The sequence below is a fragment of the Clostridium lacusfryxellense genome, assembly GCF_018861735.1.
Lineage (GTDB): Bacteria > Bacillota > Clostridia > Clostridiales > Clostridiaceae > Clostridium_AD > Clostridium_AD lacusfryxellense.
Window position 1 is genome coordinate 64,955 of the sequence record NZ_JAHLEB010000019.1, and the last position, 23,895, is coordinate 88,849.

The following is a 23,895-nucleotide window of genomic DNA, read 5'->3' on the forward strand; positions in this document are numbered from 1 at the left end:
AGTAAATTTAATTATAGTTCGTTAATTTCTATAAGTGGAATTATTAAATGATCAACAATATGTTCTACATAACTCATTTTAATAGGTTCGCCTGTAATGATTAGTTGATAAAATAATAACGCAGGGCCAACATCTGCAAGAAGTTTCAATTGATCTTTGTCTAATTTCTTATTTATGCAGCACTCTATTGCATCGCTAAATATACATGTTTGATTGGTTATACAATCTAAATGAAGCACCTCGGCTAATAATTTATCTCTGCTTATTGCTGTTGCAATTGATAACATTACCTTTTGCCTTATCTCGTCTTTTATCCCAAAATATATGCTAAGTAATTCACATAAATAATCTCTTAAATTGTCCGCGCAACGCTCAGAATCAATCTTCTGCTCACATGGCATCATTAAGGTAATAGCTTCTGCTATAAGATACGGTTTAGATTTCCATCTGCGGTATAAGGTAGCTTTCCCGGCATGAGCCCGGAGTGCAATAGAATCCATGGTGACACAGTCGTAACCATTCTCTGCTACAAGCTCCAAAGCAGCACGGAGAATAGCTAGATCACGCATTTTATCTACAGGTCTTCCAAGTTTGCCGGGGACTTTTTCTTCAATGGTTTCAATGAAATCGGATTTTTTTATTATATCCATATCCTAACCTCTATTCTCTGTTTTCTATAAATATAACATAGTGTAAGAAGTTTTTCAACATAACTGAACAAAATAGTTTTGAAACTGTTGCGTTTTATTAATTGCTATGATATACTCTCATTTATAAACTATAGGAATCGAAGGGTGGAACTATTATGGTATTTAAAAAATTATGCTTAGAAGACAAAATCGAAATAGACAAATATATTTCTCCATACAAATTTTTAAGTTGTGAATATTCTTTTACAAGTTTATATATTTGGAAAGACGCTTGTGATATTCAATACACTATATACAAGCAGGCTCTAATAATAAAAAAGAAGGATTTTGATGGAAACTATCATTTTATGCAACCTTTAGGGTATGCTAAAGAAGACCTTGGTGAGATTATAGAGAAGTTAAAAGCATATAGACAAGAATCTAATATGAAATATTTATTTAAAGATCTAGAGGAGAGCTTTATAGAGGAATTTAATCTTTTAATTAACAAAGAAAATGAATTTTGTATAAAGGAAGATAGAGATAATTTTGACTATTTATATGAAGCTAAAAAACTTATGACTTTATCAGGTAAAAAACTTCATTCAAAAAAGAATCACTACAATGCTTTTATTAAGAACTATGACTATGAAGTAGTTGAGATTAATGATAAAATAGTAATTGAAGATGTTAAAATTGCTGCTCAAAAGTGGTATGATGAAACAAATGAAAAAGATATTAAACTTTATTATGAACTTCAGTCAATTAAGGGTATAATTAGTAATATGAATTTATTAAATCTTAATGGAGTGGCAGTATATGTTGACGGAAAAGTAGCGGCATTTAGTATCGGTGAAAGTTTGAATGAAAAACTTGCTATAATTCATATTGAAAAAGGTGATAAAAATATAAATGGTGTTTACAGTTTTATTGCAAAAACCTTGATAGATAAGTGTTTTAGTAATGCAGAAATAATAAATAGAGAACAAGACCTAGGCATTGATGGACTTAGAAAATCTAAAATGTCTTATTATCCTCTAAAACTAGAAAAAAAATTTATTCTTAGCTTCTAGGAAAATAAGGATATAAATTAAGCACACAATGAGAAAGAGAGGTGGTTTTCTGATGAAAAAGAGATCAGGTATCGCTGTTTGGATAATAATTTTTATTATTATTGCAGTATTTATGATTCCTAAATCAAGTCAGACTTCAACAATTATTAATTTTAATCAGTTTCAAACTAATTGGACCAGTAATACTATAAAGAGTTTTGTGGTGCAGGTAGACCAGATGTCAGTTACAGGAACTTTAAAAAATGGAACTTCATTTAAAACTATTGTTCCAGCAGCTAGACTATTTCAATTTATAAAAGATAACCCAAAGAATCCAGCTATTCAAGAAACATATGTAAAACCAGCCACTATTCCAATGTGGTTACAGTTTTTACCTAATTTGCTATTGATATTAATGTTTGTAGGTTATGGTTTAATATTAATGAAGCAATCTAAGGGCGGAGCAGGTGGCGGCGGTGTAATGAAATTTGGAAAAAGTAAAGCAAAACTTGCTGATCCTACTGCGAAAAAAGTTAGTTTTGATGACGTTGCAGGAGCAGATGAAGAAAAAGCTGAACTTGCAGAGATAGTTGATTTCCTAAAACAACCTAAAAGATATATGGAAATGGGTGCTCGTATACCAAAGGGTGTTCTACTTATAGGACCACCAGGAACTGGTAAAACACTTCTTGCAAGAGCTATTTCAGGAGAGGCTGGAGTTCCATTTTTCAGTATCTCAGGTTCAGATTTTGTAGAAATGTTTGTAGGTGTTGGAGCTTCTAGAGTACGAGATTTATTTGAGCAAGCTAAAAAGAACGCACCATGTATAATATTTATAGATGAAATCGATGCTGTTGGAAGACAAAGAGGAGCAGGTGTCGGTGGTGGAAATGATGAACGTGAACAGACATTAAACCAACTATTAGTTGAGATGGATGGTTTTGGAGAAAATGAAGGAATTATAATGATTGCAGCTACCAACAGATCGGATGTACTGGATCCAGCACTACTAAGACCAGGTAGATTTGACAGACAAATACTTGTTGGAGTACCTGATAGAAAAGGTAGAGAAGAAATATTGGCAGTTCATTCTAAAAATAAACATCTTGAACCAGAAGTTAAACTTAGTGTACTTGCAAGCAGAACACCTGGATTTACAGGTGCAGACATTGAAAACTTAATGAATGAATCAGCACTTTTAGCAGTTAGAAAAGATAAAAAACTTATAGGAATGGCTGAACTTGAAGAAGCAGTTACAAGAATAATTGCTGGACCTGAAAAGAAAAGTAGAGTTGTAATTGAGGCTGATAGAAGACTTACAGCATATCATGAAGCAGGCCATGCAATTGTAATGAATTTACTTCCGATGTCAGATCCTGTTCATCAGATAAGTATAGTTCCAAGAGGAATGGCTGGTGGATATACTATGCGTCTTCCTGATGAGGACAGATCATATATGTCTAAGTCAAGACTTGAAGAAGAAATTGTAGGTCTCTTAGGTGGTAGAGTTGCAGAAAAACTAGTTATTGGAGATATAAGTACTGGTGCAAGCAATGATATTGAAAGAGCAACTTCAATTGCAAGAAAAATGATAATGGATTATGGAATGAGTGATACCCTTGGACCGATAGCTTTTGGTTCAGGTAGTGACGAGGTATTCCTTGGAAGAGACATGGGTAAAGGTAAAAACTTTAGTGAAGAAACACTAAACAAAATAGATATTGAGATAAAAAAACTTATAGATATAGCATATAACAAAGCATTGACTCTTCTAACTGAAAATAGAAGTAAACTTAATGCTGTTGCTGAAGAACTCTTGATAAGAGAGAAGCTTGAGGGCGTTGAATTCCAAGAAATATTTGCAAGAAGTTAATTAATTAAATTAAGGTCGCACTCCTATTAATAATGGGGGTGCGATTTTTTTATTACATTATATAAACTCCGGGAGATATGCCTCGGAGTATATTATTTTGCAAAAAATGAAGGATAATTGTAGATGAGTGTTGAATATTGACATAACGTGTATTAAATATATTACAAGGGGATAAAAATGAAAAATATGAAAAAGAATCTAATTTCTCTTTTGATATTAATGCTTATGTTCAGTTTGATTGGCTGCTCAAGTATATCTGAGAAAAATACAACAACAGTTTTAGCAAGTAAGGTAGAGTCAAAGCAGAATGTAACAAAGGGTAATCTAAAAGTTCATTTTATAAATGTAGGACAAGCAGATAGTATTTTAATAGAGCAAGGCTCAAGCTCAATGTTAATAGACGCAGGGAATAATGAAGATGCAAATACTGTGAAGAATTATATAGCTGAGCAAGGAATTACAAAGCTTGATTACATTGTAGGTACTCATCCTCATGAAGACCATATAGGGGGAATGGATTACGTTATAAATAGTTTTGAGGTGGGTAAGATTTATATGCCTCGAGCTACATCAAACACTAAGACCTTCGAAGACGTAGTAAGTGCGATTAAGGCAAAGGGAATGAAAGCTACTGTACCTAAAGTTTTGGAAACTTTCAAAGTAGGTGATGCTACAGCTACAATTTTAGCCCCTAGTAGCGGTGACTATAAAGATATAAATAATACTTCAATTGTAATTAGGTTAACATTTGGTAATAATAGCTTTATGTTCGATGGCGATGCTGAGGATATATCTGAGAAGGAAATTATATCAAAGAAGTTTGATATAAGTGCTGATGTTCTTAAAGTAGGACACCATGGGTCTAACTCATCAAGCTCTCAAGAGTTTTTAGATAAAGTAAATCCCAAATATGCGGTTATTTCAGTAGGCATTGGTAATAGTTATGGTCACCCGCATAAAACCACAATGGAAAAACTCAAAGAAAAAAATATTAAAGTCTATAGGACAGATGAAAATGGAACAATTATTGCAACATCAGATGGCAAAAACATAACATTCAATACTAAAGTTGGTAGCTATAATTTTGCAGGAACAGGATCAGGGGTTTCTAGTGATAGTGTGCCTTCTACTAATAAAAGTAGTAGCGCTAATACTTCAATATCACCGCAACCAATTACTGTACCTAAAGTATCAAATATTAGCAAAACTGTATACTATACTCCAAAAGGGAAATCATATCACTATGATAAAAGTTGCAGTACACTATCAAGAAGTAATACTATATTAACGGGAACATTAGGTGATGCACTAAGTTCTTCGCATAACGATCCTTGTAATGTATGTGCGGGAGGTAAATAGATGGATGTAATAATTGATAGATTTGAAGGGAATTATGTTGTGTGTGAAAAAAAAGACAGAACTATGATGGATATTAAAAGAGATAGTATACCTTCTGTGGCTAAAGAGGGGGATGTGCTAAGTATTAATGATGGTCTAATTACTATTGATGTAGAGGGAACTGAGAAAAGACGTAGAGAGATTAAAAAATTAACAAAAGATTTATGGGAATAGAAGTACTTTAAAAATATGAATAACCAAATAGCACCTACGGACTAACACTTTTTAAAGTGATGGACCATAGGTGCTAGTTTATTTTGTTTTCTTTTCATTTGAAGAAATATTTTTTATAATAGTAGTTAAAATATCTACTATATCTACTATATATCTTTGAAAAGGTGCAGTTGGCTTAAGATTACTTGAGGTTGTTGTCTTAACTACTACTGCAGTTACATCTTTTACATTGTCCGTTATGTCACACAAATTTTTAATTGTTTTTGGCAAGGTAGATAACAAATCATCAATGTTTATTTCATTCTTTCTGATAATAGAATTTACACTTGAGATGGTTTTTATAAATTTAAACAATATGACTATAAGTAAAACTAAAAGTATTATACCAAGTAAAATCAATATGATTTGCCCTAATTTAAAAATGTCAATATACATTAATATCACCACTATTCTTTTTAATTTTTATATAGATTTGTAATATATTAATATAAAATATATATGATTAGAGACAATTGATTATTACCATTACAGACAAAAATAGTTATTGTAAAATTAAGGTAACTTAAATTAGTAGATTGAATAATATAGTGTGATGTGACTTATAGAAGAAACGGAGGGAATTAATTTGACTACGATTACAGGAAAATTCATACAAGATATACTTCAAAGACACGGTAAAGCAATAGGTGATAATGAAGATAAAGAAATTAATCTAGGTGAAGGGACTACAGTGATTTCCAGCGTAATGGAGAAATGTTTACTTGAAGCCCTTGAAAAATTAGGTAAAACAGAAATAGATAAAGAAGTTCTTGTTGAAGTGGAAAAGAGGTTGAAGGAACATTAGATCCTTTTGTTGTTTCCATTATATTTTATTAAGATATCTTTAATTTTTTTATTTTCACAAAAATCTAAGGGAGTATATCCAGTGGAATTTGTTGAATTTATGTTAAAGCCTAAACTTATTAGCGCTTTTAGGAAGTCTTCAAAATGTTCATCAAAACAATTGATGTAATCATCATGAAGAAGTGTATTTTTATATTTATCCATTATATTTATATCTGCTCCATATTTTACGAGAAGATTCAGAAGTTCCACAGAATAATTAAAGCTGCAGTAAAATATAGGGGTTTTACCAGATATGTTGATAGCATTAACTTTAGCACCTTTTTCTAGAAGCATAGTTATTACATCTATATGAGGTTTTATTCTTGCACATAGTTTATGAAGAGGAGTTTCTAAGAGTTTACTATGATGACTGTTAATATCGGCACCATTATTTATTAAAAGCTTAATTGTTTCAAAATAATTATTTTGACAATTATCAATAGCATAATAAAATATACTTTCAAGTTTAAGTTCAGAATTTAAATCTTTAGGAGTATTTAAATAATTATTTATCTCTTCAATGTTGCCTTCATCAATAGATTTATAAATAGATTTAGGTAGAATAGAGAATAAATTACCGAATATCTTCATGTTTGTTGCCTCCAATTAAAACTTATTATTATAATAAATTTATTTCAGTGTGAATGTGGAAAATATTATTTGCATACATATACTATAATATAATAATATAAAGGAAGCAAGGTGAATAATGACTGTCAATAAAAACTGGGATATATTCTTTGATGATGAGGTTAAGGAATTAACGAAATTAAATCTACCAGACCCAGAAACTTTAGATTATTATGAGAGAGCTATAAATAGAGAAATATTTTGGAATTTCGATATCGATGATAGCTTGGTTGAGTATTCGTTAATGATTATAAAATGGAATAAACAGGATAAAGGTAAACCGTCTAACGAAAGAGTTCCTATCAAGATTTTAATTAATTCTAATGGGGGTGAATTACCCGCAGTGCTGAATTTTATAAACGTTATTCAGCTTTCTAAAACACCAGTTTACACTATTGGATTTGGGAAAACATACAGTTCGGGTGGGTTAATGTTACTCGCTGGGGCTAAAGGGCACAGATATGTGTTTCAAGACACAACAGCTCTAGTTCATTCAGGTAGTACAGGTGCTGTAGGTAATACTGATAAAGTTTTAGATAATTTTGAGTTTACTCAAAGACAAGAAAAAAGAGTTAAAGATTTTATAGTAGCTAATACTAATATTACAGAAAAACTTTACACAAAGAATTATCGAAAAGATTGGTGGCTAATGTCTGATGAAATTATTTCGCTAGGACTTGCAGATAAAATTGTAACTGATTTAGATGAAATATTTTAACTTTAGATATGTGATTAGTGTAGTCAATTAAAGGGAATTGAATAGAACAGTAAGGAGGTGATCATAAAGTGTGATCACCTCCCTACTGTTTTTAGTGCACATACTTTATATATATGTCTACTAAATTTTATGAATGAAATACATACTGATTAAGTTAGTTATTTTGAATAACGCCTCTGAGATTATCACTAGAAACAGTAATTTCCTTCATTAAATTAAAAATGTTATCAATATTTGTATTATGATCTTCCAGTGTGGCAATCTAAAAGTGCGATGCAAGATAAAAACAATCTCATATTTAAATACAATGCCGAAATACTAAGGGGAAGAAGTATTAAATAAATACTCTCAGAACCAGTTAAAGTACCGATTATTGATAAACTTATGTAAATACAAATAATAAAAGAAGTGGAAATTTCATATTTTCTTTTGTAACTAGAGAAAATTGCTAAAATAGCGATTGCAACATCAACGCCTGATAGTACAAACATTGTAGGCATTTTATAAAGTATTGCTGAAACAAGTGATATTAACATCAGTAATATCATTACAAATGCCATTTTTTTGTTCACATCCCGAACATGTTCTTTCATAATTAATTGATTCAAAGTTGTCATCTCCTTAGAATTGTTTATTAGAACAAATATTACATGGGTATATTAAACTTATTAGTAATATAGTTCTTAATAAATTAGCGTATCTATTTGACTAAACTTTAATTGCATTTAATTATTATATAACACATGTGGTTATTGGTTTTTCCAAGAGGTTACACATTCCTCAAGTACTTTGTGAAGTACTTTTCCGATTTCTGAATAGTGTTCATCATCTAGGTTTGCAAGCGATATTCTAATTGACCATTCTGGACCGTGAAATCCTCCGCCACTTAATAAAACTATAGAAGATTCTTGTGCTAATCTAAAAAGAATATCTACGGGTTTAAAGTTTTTCTGGAAATAGTCTGCAAACTCATCACCATAATAGTGACACGCCCACTCAAGTAAGTCAAACTCAGTATAATATGCAGCATCAAATGGATCTTTTCTTAGATCTAAACCTAGACCTTCAAATAAGAGTTTTTGCCTTCCGTGGCAAATATCTTTTGTAAGTTGCTTGTATTTATTGTCTTTATCTAGTAGTGAAAATACTGAGAAAAAAGCCATTTGAATTTGTTGGGGTGTTGATAAGCCGGCAGTGTGGTTAAGTGCTACTTGTCTGCTATCTGCTACTATTCTATCTATAAAAGGAATTTTTTCTGGACTTGTGGATAATGATGAATAACGTATCTTTGCTCTTTCTTTTTTATCTTGGGGTAATTCCCTTAGTAATTTGTCAAATACATTATCTTCATATAGAGCAATAGTTCCAAGTCTCCATCCGGTTACACCAAAATACTTAGAAAATGAATAAACTCCTATTGAGTTATATGGTAGATCTGCTACTATTGAACGAAAATTATCAACAAAGGTACCATAAACGTCATCTGAAATAATCATTAAATTAGGGTTATCTTTTTTAACTATACTTTTTATGAGACTAATTGTTTCAGGTTTCATTGCAACAGTGGGTGGATTACTAGGATTAACAATGAACAATGCTTTTATAGCTGGATCCCTTAGTTTCTCAATTTCGGAGTTAGGATATTGCCACGTGTGAGTGCCGTCAGTGGTCATTTCTTCAGCTAAAACCTCCACTACATCAAAATTATATCGAGGTAAATGTGGAATTTCAAGATAAGGTGTAAAAATAGGTGCCATAAGAGCAACTTTATCACCGATAGATAGTATATTATTAGCAATCAAGCTATCAAATATATAACACATTCCCGCAGTAGCTCCCTCTACAGCGAATAAATTAAATTTTCCCGTTGGTGGCACATTGTAGCACAATTCTTGAACGAGGTAATCGCAAACGACTTTTTCAACATGTGTTAGCATTCTATCAGGTTGCGGATAGTTATCTCCGATAATCCCGTCTGTGAGTTCATGTACCCAATCATCCGAATTAAATCCTTTTGTTATTATTCCATAATCAATTATATTTTTAAGAAGTTCTGTTCCGGGGTAATTAGAATTTTCCTTAATAAAATTATTAAAGCGACCTGAGATTCCAAATTTTTCTGGCATCCCAGCAAGATCGTTATTGTTCCAAACTCTCCGCGTTTCTTTAACTGAAAAAAGACCAAAGGTAAAAAAAGCTTCACGAGGTGTTGCTGCTGTCCAGTTAGGATTACCTCTTCCTGCATCTAATAATGCGTGGGTACCTTTTTCCTTTGATTCTTCTGCAAGGTTTATTAATACATTTTTAAGCTCAAATGGACTTACCTTACCATAAATATGCTCTATTTCTCTACGCTTGACATCAAGTGCATCCATAATTGACCTCCTCATATTTGAATATATTTTAGTATTTGGATTTACTAATATTTTATTCTTATTCTTATTCTTATTCTTATTCTAACATTAAATTAACTGATATATTTAAACTATCATGTTAATAATGGAACTGGTGTTATAGTACTTAGGTATACTATGCTAAATTTTACTTGTGACAAAATATCTCTAATTTAGCAAAGATTCTATGATATAATGTGTTAAAAGACATTTTAAATAATAAAATGCAGAAATTTTAAATGCGCCACATTAAAGGGGATACAAATGAATGTACTTATAGTAGAAGATGATAGATTGCAGAGAGAGAGTTTAAAGAATATGTTGCAACAATTAGATCAAAATATAGAGATATATGAGTCTATTGATAAAGATGAGGCGTTAGTAATTGCAAGTAAGAATAATATAGATGTTTTTTATGTGGATATTTGCTTAAACAATTCCTCGGGAATAGATTTTGCAATTGAACTTAGGCGAATACCCAAATATGAATTTAGTTTTATAGTTTTCTTAACAACTCATGTTGAATATATAAATCAAGCATTTAAAGAGGTACATTGTTATGATTTTATACTTAAGCCTTATAATATCGATGATGTTGTAAATATGACAAAACGTTTTAAATTACATATTGAGAATTTAAACGAAAAAACGATAGAAGAAACTAAAGAGAAAACATATGTAGTAATTGATACAAGGAAAGGTGTTAATATTAAGATATATATTGATGAGATGATTTTTATAGAAGTTAATCTCAGAGTGTGTATGATACATACAATAAATGGTGTTTATAAAATTAGTAATTTAGCGCTGAGTAAAATTCTTAAGTACATAGATTCTAAAGATATAATCCGGTGTCACAAATCCTATGCTGTAAATATTAAATATATAAAGAGAATAGAGAACGTAGATAATAAATTAAGTGAAATATATTTTGAAAATTATGACAAGAAGGCTCTTCTAGGCTTTAAATTTAGAAATATAATATTAGAACGATTTCAGTAACTTGATCAAATTAATTTGTTGAGAAGGAGAGCGTGGGATGATAGGTCTGCTACAATATGCTTTAACTACTTTTATTGAACTGACTATATTTATGTTGTTATGGTCAAAGTTTTCGTTGAAAGAAAAAAACAATTGGGTTAAAAATTTAATTATAGTTTTAATAGAATTAATAATATTAATGTTAATAAGGAATTTAAATTTTTATGTGGATTTATTTATTAGATACATGAGTATGATATTTTTAGTGAAATTTGTTTATGGTAGGAAATTTCTGAAGACAACGTTTGAATTTATTATATTTGCTTGTATAAATATGATTTTGCAAATAATTCTAATTAGTTGCGCAAATTCTGTAGGATTTCCTTATGCTAATAAATTCTTATGGAGGATTAGTCTTTTTTTGATTGAATTAGTTTTCATTATCATTATTGTAAAATGTGATTTTAGTGGAAAGGTTAAAAAAATTCTTAAGTTAGAATCCAAGATATTATATTATTTTGGAATTAATTTAGCTTTATACGTTTTATTTTCTAAATTTATATGGGAATACAATAAAAATATAATATTAGATAATATTTTTGTATACATTTTGATAGTTTTGTCGATGTTATCATTAAATATATTTTTATATTATTATATAGTTAAAATAAGTGAAGATAAAAAGGTATTGGTAATTCAGAATATGTACAAGCCTATACTACTTGATATAGTAGAAGAGACAAGAAGGAAACAACACGATTTTAAAAATTATTTAAATACTATAAATGCAATAGTAGAAGTAACTAGCGAAAAAGAAGTCAAGATTGAATTGAAGAAATATATTATGTCACTTAAATATTCAAATAATATTATAGAAGATATTATGTATATAGACAATATTATAATTAAAGCTATAATATACAACAAACTATGTGAAGCAGATAGACTAGATATAAAATTTTTATTTAATGTATCAAATAATTCATTGGAAAAAAGTTTAAATGATTATGAAATCTCAGATATACTAAATAATCTATTGGACAATGCTTTTCAAGCTGTTATAAATGGGTCTAAAGATAAGGTTGTTATATTAAATATATATATTGAAGAAAATGCTAACATTGTTGAGGTTAAAAATAGTGGAATAACAGTAAAACCAGAAAATATACAAAACATATTTCAGAGAGGTTTTTCTACTAAAAAAGGCGAGAATAGGGGATATGGCCTTTACAATATTAGTGAAATCGCTAAACGAAACAGGAGTGATGTTGAGCTATCTTTTGAAAATAATTATACTGTATTTAAAATATTGTTCCGTTTATGAAGTGAAATGTACGTTTCACGTAATTAACATTGTATTTTATTGATAAAAATAGTAAAGTTTAGAGTGTTAAAGTATTTATGATACGGGAGGGAAACTATGAAAAAGAAACATATTATTTTTATAAGTATTATAGTTTTGATAATACTAGTTGGAATCATTGCATTTGTATTTAAGAATAATAAAACTTCTACGTCTAATAAAAGCGGCCAAGTAGCAGTTTATAAAATACCTGCAAAAGATAAAATTTTTGTAAATGGTATTATTGTTCCAGAAAAAATTGAAAACATCTATAGAGATGAAACAAAAGGAAGTATAAATAAGGTCTCGGTCACAGATGGGCAATTAGTAAAGAAAGGAGATGCTCTTTTTACATATAAAAATGAATTGATTACAGAGCAAATCGATCAGGCAAACCAACTGATTACTACTAGCAACAAGCAGAAAAAAAAATTACTTAATAAACAATCAGAAGCAAAAAAGCTTTTAGCGAAACAGAAACAGGAGGCAAAACAACAAGTAGCAAAGCAGCAACAAGCAGCAACACTAGCTGGGGCACCTAGCGCTTCTGTTGACAGTAACTCAATTGTTGCGTCGCTTACAGCCAATACTGAGGCTTTAATTAGCAGTTACCCGGATCAAATAGATACTGTGCAAACTCAAATTGATACATCTAATGATCAGGTTAAGAAGTTAAAAGTTAAAGAATTTAATTATATAAAAGCACCTATAGCTGGTAAAATAATATTAAATGATACTAATGATATGACAAAAGCATACATTACAATTGAAGCTACTACATTTTATGTAAAGGGCAGTATCAATGAAAAAGATCAGACAAAACTAAAAGAAAATCAACAAGTTGATATACTAATATTCGCTACAAATAGAACGTTAACTGGGAAGGTTAAAAGTGTAGGTAAAAGTCCTGCAGCTGCAGATGTAGCGGCGCAAGCGACTACAGGTGGAGCTGCAATATCTTATTATGATGCAAATGTGGCATTGGATTCCCAAGAGAACATTGTTAACGGATTTCATGTACAAGCTACAGTAAGACTTGAAGGTGAAGATATGAAAATACCTAAGAGTTCATTGCTTGAAGAAGCTGGCAAGCAATACGTGTTCAAGGTTGTTAATAAAAAGTTAACTAAACTAGCAATTACAACTAAAAAGAGTACGGACTCAGAGGTAATTGTTCTAAGTGGATTAAAGGAAAATGATAGTATAGCTAAAACTTCTAAAGACATGAAAGAAGGTATTTCTGTTGAGTAGTCTTATTGAGCTAACAAATATTAATAAGTATTATAAGCTGAAGGATTCTAAGTTACATGTACTTAAGGATATAAATTTAATAATAGAGCAAGGTGAATTTGTTATGATAATGGGAAAATCAGGTAGTGGAAAAACTACACTTTTAAACCTTCTTGGTTTCCTTGACCATTTTGATAATGGAAAATATGAATTTAATGGCAAGGATGTTACTCACCTTAGTGAAAATCAAAGATCAGAAGTTAGAAACAGTAATCTGGGATTTATATTTCAACAGTTTCACCTTATAGATTCATTGTCAATTGGTCAGAACGTTGAGCTTCCCTTGCTTTATAAAGAAAATAGTGATATATCTAAAAAAGAAAGAGCACACAGGGTAGAAAAATATTTAGAGACTGTAGGACTTCTTCATAAAGAGAAGCAATCACCTTCGCAATTATCTGGAGGGCAACAACAACGTATCGCAATAGCAAGAGCTCTCATTAACAATCCTTTCGTGATTTTAGCTGATGAGCCAACTGGCGCTCTAGACAGTAAAACAAGAGAGGAAATTATGAATATACTAAAGAAACTAAATGAAGAAAATAAAACAATAATAATGGTAACTCATGATAAGGATTTAACCAAGTATGCTAGCAAAGTAATCCATCTAAAAGATGGAGTGATAACAAAGGTGGATTAGATATGTCTATAATAAATTTAATCAAAACTTCAGTATACAGTCTAAAATCACATAAATTAAGAGTTTTCCTCACAATGATAGGAATAATCATTGGTATAAGTTCTGTAATATCAATTATGTCAGTTGGTAATGGGCTAAAGGTGAAAATGAATGAATCTATGGCTGACACCGATGCAAACAAAATAAATATTACTTTTGAGCCAGAGAATTTAGAAGCGGATTTGAATTTGATTGAACCCTTTAGTAAATCCGATCCATATTATCTTAAAAATGTGGAAGGGGTAGAGAAGGCAGAGGCCTCTCAGGGAATGGGAGGAATAGAGTTTACATCAGGTGAAGGCTCATATTTTGATAAAAAAACGTTTATTATGTTACAAGATTATGATGATAAAGAAACAAAAGTAAAGTATGGTCGTTCTCTTAATAAAGATGAAAATTCTAAAAAATTAATAATGCTGGATTACGCGGCAGCAGAAACCCTTTTTAAATCTCCAGAGAAAGCCATAGGTTGCGGAATAACGGTAAATGGTGTTATCTATGAGGTAGCAGGAGTTTTAGAAAAACCGGGCGCATTTTCTCTAACCGGTGGTACCAGTTATATTTCAAAGGATTCAAGTGATGATATGAACTCGGAGACCGCTATTTCAAGCTTAAATGTTTATATTAAAGCTGGTTACGATAAAGAGAAGGTTTTTGAAAACATAAAAAAGGAACTTATGGGGTCACACTCTAATATAAAAGGTGAGTATAAGCTTCAGGACCCTCAGGCAACGACTAAGATCTTTGAACAGATTATTGGTTATTTAACTGCTTTTATAGCATTAATTAGTGGTATTTCTTTATTTGTTGGGGGAATAGGGGTAATGAATATAATGTATGTCTCTGTAACTGAGCGGAAACGAGAAATTGGTATTAGGCGCGCTATTGGAGCGAAACCTAAAAGTATATTGCTTCAATTTCTTATTGAAGCGATTATGGTGACGGGGCTTGGTGGTCTACTAGGTATATTATTCGGATTTATTTTTTGTAAAATAATTGGTATATTTATGCCATTCCCTCCAGTTATGAGTGGTGCGAGCGTAATTGGAGCAACTGCAATTTCTGTTATTATTGGGATAATTTTTGGAATTATACCAGCAATTAATGCATCTAAAATGGATCCAATTAAGGCAATTTACAATTAAAAATCGTTTGTTAGATTTTGGTGAAAACCATTATATAAAAAAAATTTTATAGGGGGCAATATTATGGAAAATATTCAAAAACCAAGAGTAGGAGCAGGTATAAAAACAATGTCTATTATTGAATTAGTTTTTATGGGTTTTACAGTGATGGGTCTTATTGGTAGTTTTTTTCTAACAGATGAGATTAAGGAAATCAGTAAACAAGCAGGAGTCCCAGAAACACCAACTTCGACAATAGTTATTAGTTTAGTAATTGCAGTATTGATAATAATAGGCGTTATCTTAATTCTAATGAAAAAAGAAATAGGTATATATACTTATTTTATTGCTATAGTGGGCAATATAGTATTTACAATTGTTAGTAATGGATTTACTCCTTGGATACTTGTTTCCTTCATAATTCCTGGACTTATGGGAATCTTTATTTGGAAGAAAAGAGAAATATTTAGTTCTGAAACTAAAAGTGTAGAAGCTTAATATTAAAAAAGGATAAATGATAAAAACAAGAAGGATAATAAACTTCTTGTTTTTGTTTGTCTCAAATTTGGTATTTTATCATGAAGTTTTCAAATGTTTCTATTTATTAGTTTGAAAAATATTGAAAAAAATATGAAACTTTATGGCATATTGTAAATATATACATAATCAATTAAGATAGAAATAAATAGGTAACATTTAATGTACTATGTTTGACTTTCTGTGATGATATGAATGAAAATAGACTTAAATGAAAATAGACTTAAATGAAACAAAGGAGTAATTATAAATGCAAAAAAGAAAAATAGCAACAATTGTTACATGTGCCTGTTTAATATTAACGTTGGTGGGATGTTCTAGTAAATCGGATATAAAAATGAATTCTAATACTGTAAAAACCAGTGCAGCAGATACGACTAAAACAAATGCAACGAATACTCCTAAAACTAGTACAACAAATACTGATACAAAGGAAGAAATTCTTTTAAATTCACCGGCTATTAACCAAAAAGACAATAGCTCTAATTATGATGATAAGAAGCCAAAAGTGAAGATGTTTTTAGACGCTTATTTTAAAAAATATGATGACTGGGGCTTTAAAAAAGCGGATACAAGTACTTTGGCTGATCTGTATGCTAAGGATGCTGATGTAGTATCAGCTGCAATATCATATGAGTATTTAGTTGGAAAATATCAAGGTAAGGTGAATAAGTATGATTTTAATATCGCCAAAATAAATACAAAAGATGGCAAAGTTACTTCAGTACTTGCAAAGCTATATTTAAATATGAGTATAGTGCCTGAATCTGATGGAGTTAGAAAGAATATTGATTTTTTATATGATCTAGAGCTTGAGCCATATAACGATACATATCAAGTGAAAAACTTCTATCTAGACACAAAAGATAATGTAAAGCAACAGGAAGAAAAAATTGCAAAAAAAGAAAATGGATATAATGTAAAAACAAAGACTAAGGATACATTAACTGATTTTACACCCAAAGATGCGGACAAAAAATATAATATCACCCCGACGGGAACAGAGAAACCATTAGAACAAATAATAGAGGAGAATGATCCCAAAACAGTTGCGTTATTGGTACCAATAGGAGCGGGCAAGTATGCTATTGGAAGTGGGTTTTTTGTGTCACCAGGAATATTAGTTACAAATTACCATGTAATTGATGGGGGTTCTGATGCAATAGTTAGGACAAATACTGGAGCTTTATATGAAGTAGACGGGATAATATCTGCGGATAAAACAGTAGATATTGCTATTGTTAAATTAAAGAAGAATATTGGACAAGCTGTGGAAATAGGGGATGTTTCAAAGCTTAAAAAAGGAGAGAATGCAGTTGCTATAGGTAGTCCTAAAGGATTGTTTAATACTGTATCAACAGGGATAATATCAAATTTTTGGGACGATGGAAAAACCAACCAAATTCAAATTTCAATTCCAATAACCCATGGTAATTCTGGGGGACCACTATTTAATAAATTTGGTCAAGTTGTAGGAATTAATAGTTCAGGGTTAGAAGGTGAAGGAGAATTAAATTTTGCTATTTCAGCAGAATATATTTATGATATTTCAGATAAATTAAAAAATCAAGAATTTAATAGTATTAAATCTGAAAAGTTATCAGTTTTATTTAATAAAAAACCTGATTCTAATTTACAAAAGTTCGGATTGAAATTTGGAACATGGGCTAATTAAGGGAAGAATTGAAGGATTTGTTGACTAAAATAATGAAAAAAGATTCCTTACGAATAATAAGATTCGTAAGGAATTTTTTTATTTGTAATTAGTGATCGCCCTTATTATCAATTATATTTGCATCTCCTGTTTTAGTTATGTGGGCTTCTTCATGTTTTAGAGTTTCATCTATATGCTCTGTATTCTCTATTTCACGTTTGTGTGCTGAAATTTCTCCAGTTATTACTGTGTGTTTACCTACATTGACCTTTTCTTCGCTTAGTGGGATTTTAATTGTTGCTTCATCTGTAATGGGTGAATCACTTGCTTCATTGTGTAGTGATCTTCTTTCAATTACAACTTCTTCACGTTTTACTGGAACATCCACTTGCTTGTGTTCTTCTATAATTTCTTTACCAATTTCTACGTCGCCCTTTTGTATTTTACTTTTGGCGATATCAAGTTCTTCTTTTCGTAGACTAAGATTTGCGTCATCTTTAGTAATTTCTTTTTTAGATTCAACAGAATTCTTTGATTCAACACCATTTTTAAACATTCCCTCAAATATAGCCATATATAAATACCTCCATTTAATTAAATATTTTGTTCTATTAATATATTGTCCGTTTAACAAATAAATTATCCTGTTATAAAATTGGCAATATAATCACAACATTTAAAAATTAAATTTTAAAAAAATATTTTAAAGATAAATGTTGAAATTTGGTGATATAATACCTAGGGAAGATAAAAAGTTTATAAAATTATAAGATATCTTTAAATTCAATTCAAAGGAGAGAATAATGAAAAATTTGTTTAAAAACTATAAATCTACTATTATACTTTTGTGTTCTGTGTTAATAGGAGGTATCATAGGTACTGTTATGGGACCGAAATCGTTAGTTCTAGAACCTTTCGGGAAATTATTTATAAATTTAATGTTTATGATTTTAGTTCCATTAGTATTTTTCAGTGTTTCTTCTGCAATGGCTAATATAAGTGGAATGAAAAGACTAGGAAAAATTATGGGGAGTATTATGTTAGTGTTTTTATCTACAGCACTTATTGCAGCCATTATTGGAACAGTAGGAGCACTTATTATGAAGCCAACGAATGGCCTTAATATTGATATGTTTAAAAGCTTAATGAAGAATGCTGTAGAAACTCAAAGTAGTGAAAAAATTTCTTTCTTAAATCAACTTGTAAATACATTTACTGTTTCAGATTTTGTTGATTTACTATCAAGGAAGAATATGCTTCAACTTGTTGTATTCTCAATTATGTTTGGTATGTCTGTTTCTCTTTCAGGAGAAAAAGCGAGACCTCTTGCTAATTTACTTGAGGCTGGTTCTCTTACTATGATGAAAGTTGTAAAAATTATAATGTATTATGCGCCAATTGGTCTTGGTTGCTATTTTGCTTCCATTGTTGGACAACTTGGAGGTCAAATTTTAGATGGATATCTTAAAATATTCGTGTTATATTTATTCCTTTCTGTAGTTTATTATTTTGGTTTTTTCAGTCTTTACGCTTTTATTGCAGGCGGGAAAAATGCTATAAAAATATTTTGGAAAAATGCCGTTACTCCTTCAGTTACAGCTTTAGCTACCTGTTCAAGTGCCGCTTGCATACCTGCTAACTTAGATGCTGTTAAGAAAATTGGAGTACCTCAAGATATTGCAGAAACGGTAATTCCACTAGGAGCAAACATGCATAAGGATGGATCTGTATTTGGAGGAGTTATGAAAATCACACTCTTGATGGGATTATTTGGTAAGGATATGACTAGCGTGAGCTCTATTCTTGGTATTATAGGGGTTTCTCTCCTCGTAGGTGCCGTTATGGGTGCTATTCCAAGTGGTGGAATGATTGGAGAAATGCTAATATTAAGTGTATATGGCTTCCCACCAGAAGTACTACCAATTATTGCAGTTGTTAGTGTGATTATAGATGCGCCAGCAACATTACTAAATTCTACTGGAAATACAGTTTGTTCTATGCTTGTAACTAGACTTGTAGAAGGTAAAAATTGGTTGAAAAGTGAAAAACAAAATGTTGGGAACTTAGACATGTAAATAGATATATGATTCTATATAATAATTAATATATAACTGACATACATTAATAAAATGAAATGAGTCACATGATGAATATTCTATTCATCATGTGACTCATTTTGTTTTAAGACAGAGGAAGAGCATTAAATTATTTACCTATAAATTGTTGAGTCCAGTAGATAGTTCCATCTGCTTTTTTTGCTGCTCCGACACCTATTTCACTGTAGTTCTTACTTAAGATATTTGCTTTATGTCCGGGAGAGTTCATCCAACCAGTGATTACAGATGCTGCAGTTGGTTGACCGTATGCGATATTTTCGCCGGCAGACATATATGTAATTCCAAAATTTTTCATCATATCAAAGGGTGAGCCATAAGTTGGTGATGTATGTGAAAAGTAATTTTTGTCTATCATATCCTGTGATTTATATCTTGCTACTCTTGAAAGTTCCCAGTTAGCTTTTAATGGAGCTAGTCCAATTTTTGCCCTCTCTTTATTAACTAAAACAACAACTTGGTCCTCAAGTGTTGTAGCTTCAGTTGAACTTGGTACTTTAATTATTTGACTAGGATTAATCTTGTCAGGATTAGTTATTTGAGGGTTTACTGCTAAGAGCTCAGAAACTCCTACCTTATACTGAACACATATTTTCCATAGGCTATCCCCTGACTTAACAGTGTAGTTAACTGTATCTTGGGCATATGCTACTGAGCTTATGCTTGCACTTACCAAAATGCTTAAAGTTAATATTAATGCTTTTAATGATTTCTTCATCTTATGTACCTCACCTTCTTAATTTAATATACAAAGCTATATGCGCTCTGTATACCTATACAATCATTCTATCATCTTAATTAGGTTTGTACTTTTTTTATTACTGGGATATATGGATTAAAATACAACAAAATTAGCATATAAATAATTGACAAAGATAAAACAAGTTAGTATGCTAATTATATAGATAGCGTACTAATTATATTAGGAGGAATGATATGCAAAATTTATCTTACATGATAAACATGGCATCCAAGCAACTTAAAAACAAATTAGATAAAGCATTAAAGAAGCACGATATAACTGCAGCACAGTTCTCAGTTATAATTCAGATATATATATCAGAGCATCCAATTACGGCAGCAGAAATAGCCCAAAAAATCGGATCTGATAGACCCACTATTTCAGGAATTATTAATAGATTAGAGAAAAAAAACATTGTGCTTAAAGTTTCAAATCCAGATGATAAAAGATCTTCTTATTTGGAGATACATAAAGAATCCAAGGAGCTAGTTAATAAAATTATAACCATAAGCGATGAATTAACAACAGATACATTTTCGATATACTCAAAAGAAGAAAGCATCAAACTAAAAGAAATGATTCTAAGATTAATTGAACGTACCGAGTAAAATTGAACGAATTTAGGAAAACCGAAAGGATTGATTAAAGATGATTGGTAAGATATTATTAGTAAGACCACCACAACTTACAGATGTTAAGGGAATATTTAATCCGTTTATTCAAAAATGCAAAGTCAATGGCGTAAAGCAAGTTATATTTTTATCATTACTAGGGGCAGAAAAAAATCCTTTCCCACCCCATCACAAGATTGAAAAAGCTATTTTAGCTTCTGGGATTCCTTATACATTTATAAGGCCAAGCTTTTTCATGCAAAATTTATCTACAACACATGCAACAGATATCAAAGAACGCGATGACCTTTTTATCCCTTGTGGAAAAGCTAAGATTAGCGGAATTTGCTACAGTAATGATGGTATTATATCTTACAACAAAATTGGGCATGGCAAATCATGTTACAAAAACTGCTGAAATACTATTAAAAAGAAAACCTAGAACAATAGAAGATTTCATAAAAGATTATGTTTATGTTTGGAAGTAAGGATAACTTCACATTAGATTATGTCCATTGACGTCAGTCACCAAGTCATATAAACTATAATAGTGCTAAAGTAATAGATGGTGTGCATAATTGATTTTATGTGCAAATTTATTATGCATGGACAGTTCGTTGCGAAGGAGCAAATGTATGACTAATGCATCTCATGTCTTAACATATCTATTTCTTTTTTTTTGTATTTTGGATGCTAATTGAAGCTCAAATTTATAGAGTACGAAGAATTAAAATTAAGCATAATAAGATACCAAAAAGTTTTAAAAATTTTAAAATTATTTTTATAGCAGATATTCACTTTGGAAGATTTTTTAGGCTGAAGCGATTAATAAACATTGTTAATAAAATTAATAGGTTAAATGCTAATATTATAATAATAGGTGGGGATTATTTAGATATTTCGGTGAAAAGTAAGAGGGATGCACTTAAGTATTTAGATAGTGAAATTGAGGCATTAAGAAATTTAAAATCAAAATTTGGAATTTTTACAGTGCTAGGAAATCATGATTATTTTAAGAGAAAGGATTATTTGTTAAAGCAAATTAATTCAAGTTCCTTTAAGCTACTTAAAAATGCAAGGGAAAAAATCAATTTTGGAAAAGATAGTATAGACCTTGTAGGAGTGGATGATTTACTTGAGGGAAAGCCAGATGTCAATGTGCTTAAAAAAGATAGCAATAATTTTACTATTGCCATATCTCATAATCCGGATTTTTTCAGTGATTATAAAAATGTGATTAATTATGACTTAGGTCTATCAGGTCACACCCACAGAGGACAAGTAACCTTTTTTGGATTGTGGGCCCCCTATACATCTTCTAAATATGGTCAAAGGTATTTAAAGGGGAGAGTGCATGAGGAAAGCAGAGATATACTTTTAACAAGTGGTATAGGTAATGGTATGCTGCCTATAAGATTTTTTGCTGTTCCTGAAATTTTAGAAATTATTTTAGAATAATATTAATGTAGAGAGTCTGTTTTAAAATAGGGGGATTAAAATGCATATAATAAATTTGTTTGATTTAACTACGCTGCAATGGTTTTGGGTAGTATTTGCAGCTTTTTTAGTTGGTTTATCAAAAACAGGAATAAGTGGATTAACAATGCTTATTATACCTATTATAGCAACTATATTTGGTGGTAAAGAGTCTACTGGGATTTTGCTACCAATGTTACTTATGGGTGACGTTTTTGCAGTATCTTATTATAAGAAACATGCTGATTGGGGCAAAATAAGAAAGCTACTTCCATGGGCAATAGTTGGAATCTTACTTGGTGGCATAGTTGGAAATTATATAAATGATAAACAATTCAAGTCTTTTATAGCGACTTCTGTTTTGATTTGCGTAGTTATACTTATATATACAGAAAAAAAAGGTGACAAACTTAATGTACCTAAAGGGGTTTGGTTTAATATTTTGATAGGTGTAGCAAGTGGATTTACTTCAATGATTGGTAACGCAGCTGGTCCAGTATTTAGTATTTATTTACTGACAATAGGCCTAAAGAAAAACAATTATATGGGGACTGCGTCTTGGTTCTTTTTTATAATAAATTTGACAAAACTCCCATTGCAGATTTTTTTCTGGAATAATATTACTGCTAAAACAACCATATTGTCTTGCATGATGATCCCTGCAATTACGTTAGGAGCATTCTTAGGAATTAAAGTTGTTAAAAGGCTTAATGAAAAGCTATTTAGATATATTATTATAGCTATGACTGCATTAGTAGCAATAAAATTAGGGATTGGGTAAAATGTTAGAACAATTATCAAACTAGCTGAATATTAATGATAGTAATAAATAGACAATTTAAAGATGATAAAGTATAAAATCAAAGGAATGTAAAATATATAAATTAGGGGGTAATAATATTGGGTAAAATAATAGACTGGAAAAAGGGATATGAAGGTTGCCCTGAGGACAATGAAATGACTGAAGAGGATTCTTTGGAAGTAATTCATCAATTCATTGAATCATATTACAAAGATGAAAAACAAGAAGATATACACCCTTATGAGACAAATGGATTTGAATTAGGTTTAATTTCATACCTTAATCTTTTAGAAAAGGGGTTATTGCCAGTTGTAATTAAAAACATTAATGTGCTCGCTGTTAAAAAATTTGAAAGACTAACAAGATTATTTCCAGAAGTTGATATTCCACAGGAGTTTTATATTGGGTTTCTGAAAGGATTCTGTAGTGTTTATTAAAAATATACAAAGTACAGTTTGTTGAATGTCAGGTACCCGAACTATATTAATTCACAAAAGATTCTGGTGCCAAGTAGATAGTTTAAACAACTGTTTATTTGGTGTTTTTACGTGCTCTACATGCTTTGCATATCTTCGCTTTGAATATCAATTATTTCTGCATCGGTATTACATTCTATAAAAGTTATAATATGCTCCATTGTAGAATCCATTTGAGATGAAGTTCCACATATAGCTGCAATGTGTGAATGTCAACGAATTTCTTTACCACTTGCTACTGAATTTGTTTACCAGTAGTGACAATGAAAAAGTTTACCACTTTACTATTTTTGCTACTGAAAAAGTTTACCACTT

Annotated in this window: 27 protein-coding genes; 19 read left to right on the plus strand and 8 right to left on the minus strand. The window is 30.6% G+C overall.

Annotated features, from left to right (window positions below; translation table 11 throughout):
* Positions 1–11 precede the first annotated feature (11 nt).
* Positions 12–650, minus strand: coding sequence for a TetR/AcrR family transcriptional regulator (locus tag KPL55_RS12565; protein ID WP_216307080.1), 639 nt, complete (start codon positions 648–650; stop codon positions 12–14).
* Between the two features lie 152 nt (positions 651–802).
* Here KPL55_RS12565 and KPL55_RS12570 point away from each other — a divergent pair, with 152 nt between their 5' ends.
* From KPL55_RS12570 to KPL55_RS12585, 4 genes are all read left to right on the plus strand, one after another.
* Complete coding sequence (locus KPL55_RS12570) at positions 803–1,702, plus strand: DUF2156 domain-containing protein (RefSeq protein WP_216307104.1); 900 nt, start codon at positions 803–805, stop codon at positions 1,700–1,702.
* A gap of 52 nt (positions 1,703–1,754) precedes the next feature.
* On the plus strand, positions 1,755–3,554 hold the full coding sequence (gene ftsH / locus KPL55_RS12575) for an ATP-dependent zinc metalloprotease FtsH (protein ID WP_216307081.1): 1,800 nt from the start codon (positions 1,755–1,757) through the stop codon (positions 3,552–3,554).
* 177 nt (positions 3,555–3,731) lie between these two features.
* Positions 3,732–4,913 carry a ComEC/Rec2 family competence protein gene (locus KPL55_RS12580; protein ID WP_216307082.1) on the plus strand — a complete coding sequence of 394 codons (1,182 nt, stop codon included), beginning with the start codon at positions 3,732–3,734 and terminating at the stop codon, positions 4,911–4,913.
* On the plus strand, positions 4,914–5,126 hold the full coding sequence (locus KPL55_RS12585) for a DUF3006 domain-containing protein (protein ID WP_216307083.1): 213 nt from the start codon (positions 4,914–4,916) through the stop codon (positions 5,124–5,126). It abuts the gene before it with no gap.
* Positions 5,127–5,204: 78 nt separating this feature from the next.
* Here KPL55_RS12585 and KPL55_RS12590 read toward each other — a convergent pair whose 3' ends face one another.
* A complete protein-coding gene (locus KPL55_RS12590) occupies positions 5,205–5,561 on the minus strand; it encodes a hypothetical protein (protein ID WP_216307084.1) in 357 nt (118 codons plus the stop codon).
* A 190-nt stretch (positions 5,562–5,751) separates the two neighbouring features.
* Here KPL55_RS12590 and KPL55_RS12595 point away from each other — a divergent pair, with 190 nt between their 5' ends.
* The gene (locus tag KPL55_RS12595) at positions 5,752–5,970 is read left to right on the plus strand and encodes a hypothetical protein (protein WP_216307085.1); all 219 of its coding nucleotides are present in this window, start codon (positions 5,752–5,754) and stop codon (positions 5,968–5,970) included.
* On the opposite strand, the gene KPL55_RS12600 is transcribed toward KPL55_RS12595, so the two are convergent.
* Positions 5,967–6,602 (minus strand): ankyrin repeat domain-containing protein, encoded by a 636-nt coding sequence (locus tag KPL55_RS12600; RefSeq protein WP_216307086.1) that lies wholly within the window; start codon positions 6,600–6,602, stop codon positions 5,967–5,969. The genes KPL55_RS12595 and KPL55_RS12600 overlap by 4 nt on opposite strands.
* 118 nt (positions 6,603–6,720) lie before the next feature.
* Between KPL55_RS12600 and KPL55_RS12605 the strand changes: the two genes are divergently transcribed.
* Entirely contained in the window at positions 6,721–7,359 is a 639-nt protein-coding gene (locus KPL55_RS12605) for an ATP-dependent Clp protease proteolytic subunit (protein ID WP_216307087.1), read from the plus strand.
* Positions 7,360–7,598: 239 nt separating this feature from the next.
* Here KPL55_RS12605 and KPL55_RS12610 read toward each other — a convergent pair whose 3' ends face one another.
* Both KPL55_RS12610 and aspD read right to left on the minus strand, forming a co-directional pair.
* Positions 7,599–7,967 carry a hypothetical protein gene (locus KPL55_RS12610; protein ID WP_216307088.1) on the minus strand — a complete coding sequence of 123 codons (369 nt, stop codon included), beginning with the start codon at positions 7,965–7,967 and terminating at the stop codon, positions 7,599–7,601.
* 141 nt (positions 7,968–8,108) lie between these two features.
* Positions 8,109–9,734, minus strand: a complete 1,626-nt coding sequence (gene aspD, locus KPL55_RS12615; protein ID WP_216307089.1) for an aspartate 4-decarboxylase — start codon at positions 9,732–9,734, stop codon at positions 8,109–8,111.
* A 282-nt stretch (positions 9,735–10,016) separates the two neighbouring features.
* Between aspD and KPL55_RS12620 the strand changes: the two genes are divergently transcribed.
* The 7 genes from KPL55_RS12620 (at position 10,017) to KPL55_RS12650 (ending at position 17,380) form a co-directional block, all read left to right on the plus strand.
* Positions 10,017–10,754 (plus strand): LytR/AlgR family response regulator transcription factor, encoded by a 738-nt coding sequence (locus KPL55_RS12620; RefSeq protein ID WP_246599450.1) that lies wholly within the window; start codon positions 10,017–10,019, stop codon positions 10,752–10,754.
* Between the two features lie 37 nt (positions 10,755–10,791).
* Positions 10,792–12,057 carry a sensor histidine kinase gene (locus KPL55_RS12625; protein WP_216307090.1) on the plus strand — a complete coding sequence of 422 codons (1,266 nt, stop codon included), beginning with the start codon at positions 10,792–10,794 and terminating at the stop codon, positions 12,055–12,057.
* Positions 12,058–12,153: 96 nt separating this feature from the next.
* Entirely contained in the window at positions 12,154–13,326 is a 1,173-nt protein-coding gene (locus tag KPL55_RS12630) for an efflux RND transporter periplasmic adaptor subunit (RefSeq protein WP_216307091.1), read from the plus strand.
* Positions 13,316–14,005 carry an ABC transporter ATP-binding protein gene (locus KPL55_RS12635; RefSeq protein WP_216307106.1) on the plus strand — a complete coding sequence of 230 codons (690 nt, stop codon included), beginning with the start codon at positions 13,316–13,318 and terminating at the stop codon, positions 14,003–14,005. The genes KPL55_RS12630 and KPL55_RS12635 overlap by 11 nt, the downstream gene beginning before the upstream one ends.
* 2 nt (positions 14,006–14,007) lie before the next feature.
* On the plus strand, positions 14,008–15,189 hold the full coding sequence (locus KPL55_RS12640) for an ABC transporter permease (RefSeq protein ID WP_216307092.1): 1,182 nt from the start codon (positions 14,008–14,010) through the stop codon (positions 15,187–15,189).
* Between the two features lie 63 nt (positions 15,190–15,252).
* Entirely contained in the window at positions 15,253–15,666 is a 414-nt protein-coding gene (locus KPL55_RS12645) for a hypothetical protein (protein WP_216307093.1), read from the plus strand.
* A 289-nt stretch (positions 15,667–15,955) separates the two neighbouring features.
* Entirely contained in the window at positions 15,956–17,380 is a 1,425-nt protein-coding gene (locus KPL55_RS12650; RefSeq protein ID WP_216307094.1) for a S1C family serine protease, read from the plus strand.
* 88 nt (positions 17,381–17,468) lie between these two features.
* Here the strand turns inward: KPL55_RS12650 and KPL55_RS12655 are convergent, their stop codons facing one another.
* Positions 17,469–17,933 carry a YsnF/AvaK domain-containing protein gene (locus tag KPL55_RS12655; protein ID WP_216307095.1) on the minus strand — a complete coding sequence of 155 codons (465 nt, stop codon included), beginning with the start codon at positions 17,931–17,933 and terminating at the stop codon, positions 17,469–17,471.
* Between the two features lie 229 nt (positions 17,934–18,162).
* On the opposite strand from KPL55_RS12655, the gene KPL55_RS12660 reads away from it, so the two are divergent.
* Positions 18,163–19,434, plus strand: coding sequence for a dicarboxylate/amino acid:cation symporter (locus KPL55_RS12660; protein WP_216307096.1), 1,272 nt, complete (start codon positions 18,163–18,165; stop codon positions 19,432–19,434).
* 130 nt (positions 19,435–19,564) lie between these two features.
* Here KPL55_RS12660 and KPL55_RS12665 read toward each other — a convergent pair whose 3' ends face one another.
* Positions 19,565–20,191 carry a CAP domain-containing protein gene (locus tag KPL55_RS12665; protein WP_216307097.1) on the minus strand — a complete coding sequence of 209 codons (627 nt, stop codon included), beginning with the start codon at positions 20,189–20,191 and terminating at the stop codon, positions 19,565–19,567.
* Between the two features lie 218 nt (positions 20,192–20,409).
* Between KPL55_RS12665 and KPL55_RS12670 the strand changes: the two genes are divergently transcribed.
* From KPL55_RS12670 to KPL55_RS12690, 5 genes are all read left to right on the plus strand, one after another.
* Positions 20,410–20,823: a MarR family winged helix-turn-helix transcriptional regulator gene (locus KPL55_RS12670; RefSeq protein WP_216307098.1), complete on the plus strand. Its 414-nt coding sequence runs from the start codon at positions 20,410–20,412 to the stop codon at positions 20,821–20,823.
* A gap of 40 nt (positions 20,824–20,863) precedes the next feature.
* On the plus strand, positions 20,864–21,244 hold the full coding sequence (locus tag KPL55_RS12675; protein WP_216307099.1) for a Rossmann-fold NAD(P)-binding domain-containing protein: 381 nt from the start codon (positions 20,864–20,866) through the stop codon (positions 21,242–21,244).
* Positions 21,245–21,516: 272 nt separating this feature from the next.
* Positions 21,517–22,284 carry a metallophosphoesterase gene (locus KPL55_RS12680; protein ID WP_216307100.1) on the plus strand — a complete coding sequence of 256 codons (768 nt, stop codon included), beginning with the start codon at positions 21,517–21,519 and terminating at the stop codon, positions 22,282–22,284.
* A 40-nt stretch (positions 22,285–22,324) separates the two neighbouring features.
* The gene (locus tag KPL55_RS12685; protein WP_216307101.1) at positions 22,325–23,083 is read left to right on the plus strand and encodes a sulfite exporter TauE/SafE family protein; all 759 of its coding nucleotides are present in this window, start codon (positions 22,325–22,327) and stop codon (positions 23,081–23,083) included.
* Between the two features lie 119 nt (positions 23,084–23,202).
* Positions 23,203–23,541, plus strand: a complete 339-nt coding sequence (locus KPL55_RS12690) for a hypothetical protein (RefSeq protein ID WP_216307102.1) — start codon at positions 23,203–23,205, stop codon at positions 23,539–23,541.
* Positions 23,542–23,657: 116 nt separating this feature from the next.
* Here KPL55_RS12690 and KPL55_RS12695 read toward each other — a convergent pair whose 3' ends face one another.
* Entirely contained in the window at positions 23,658–23,783 is a 126-nt protein-coding gene (locus KPL55_RS12695; RefSeq protein ID WP_216307107.1) for a DUF503 domain-containing protein, read from the minus strand.
* Positions 23,784–23,895 lie beyond the last annotated feature (112 nt).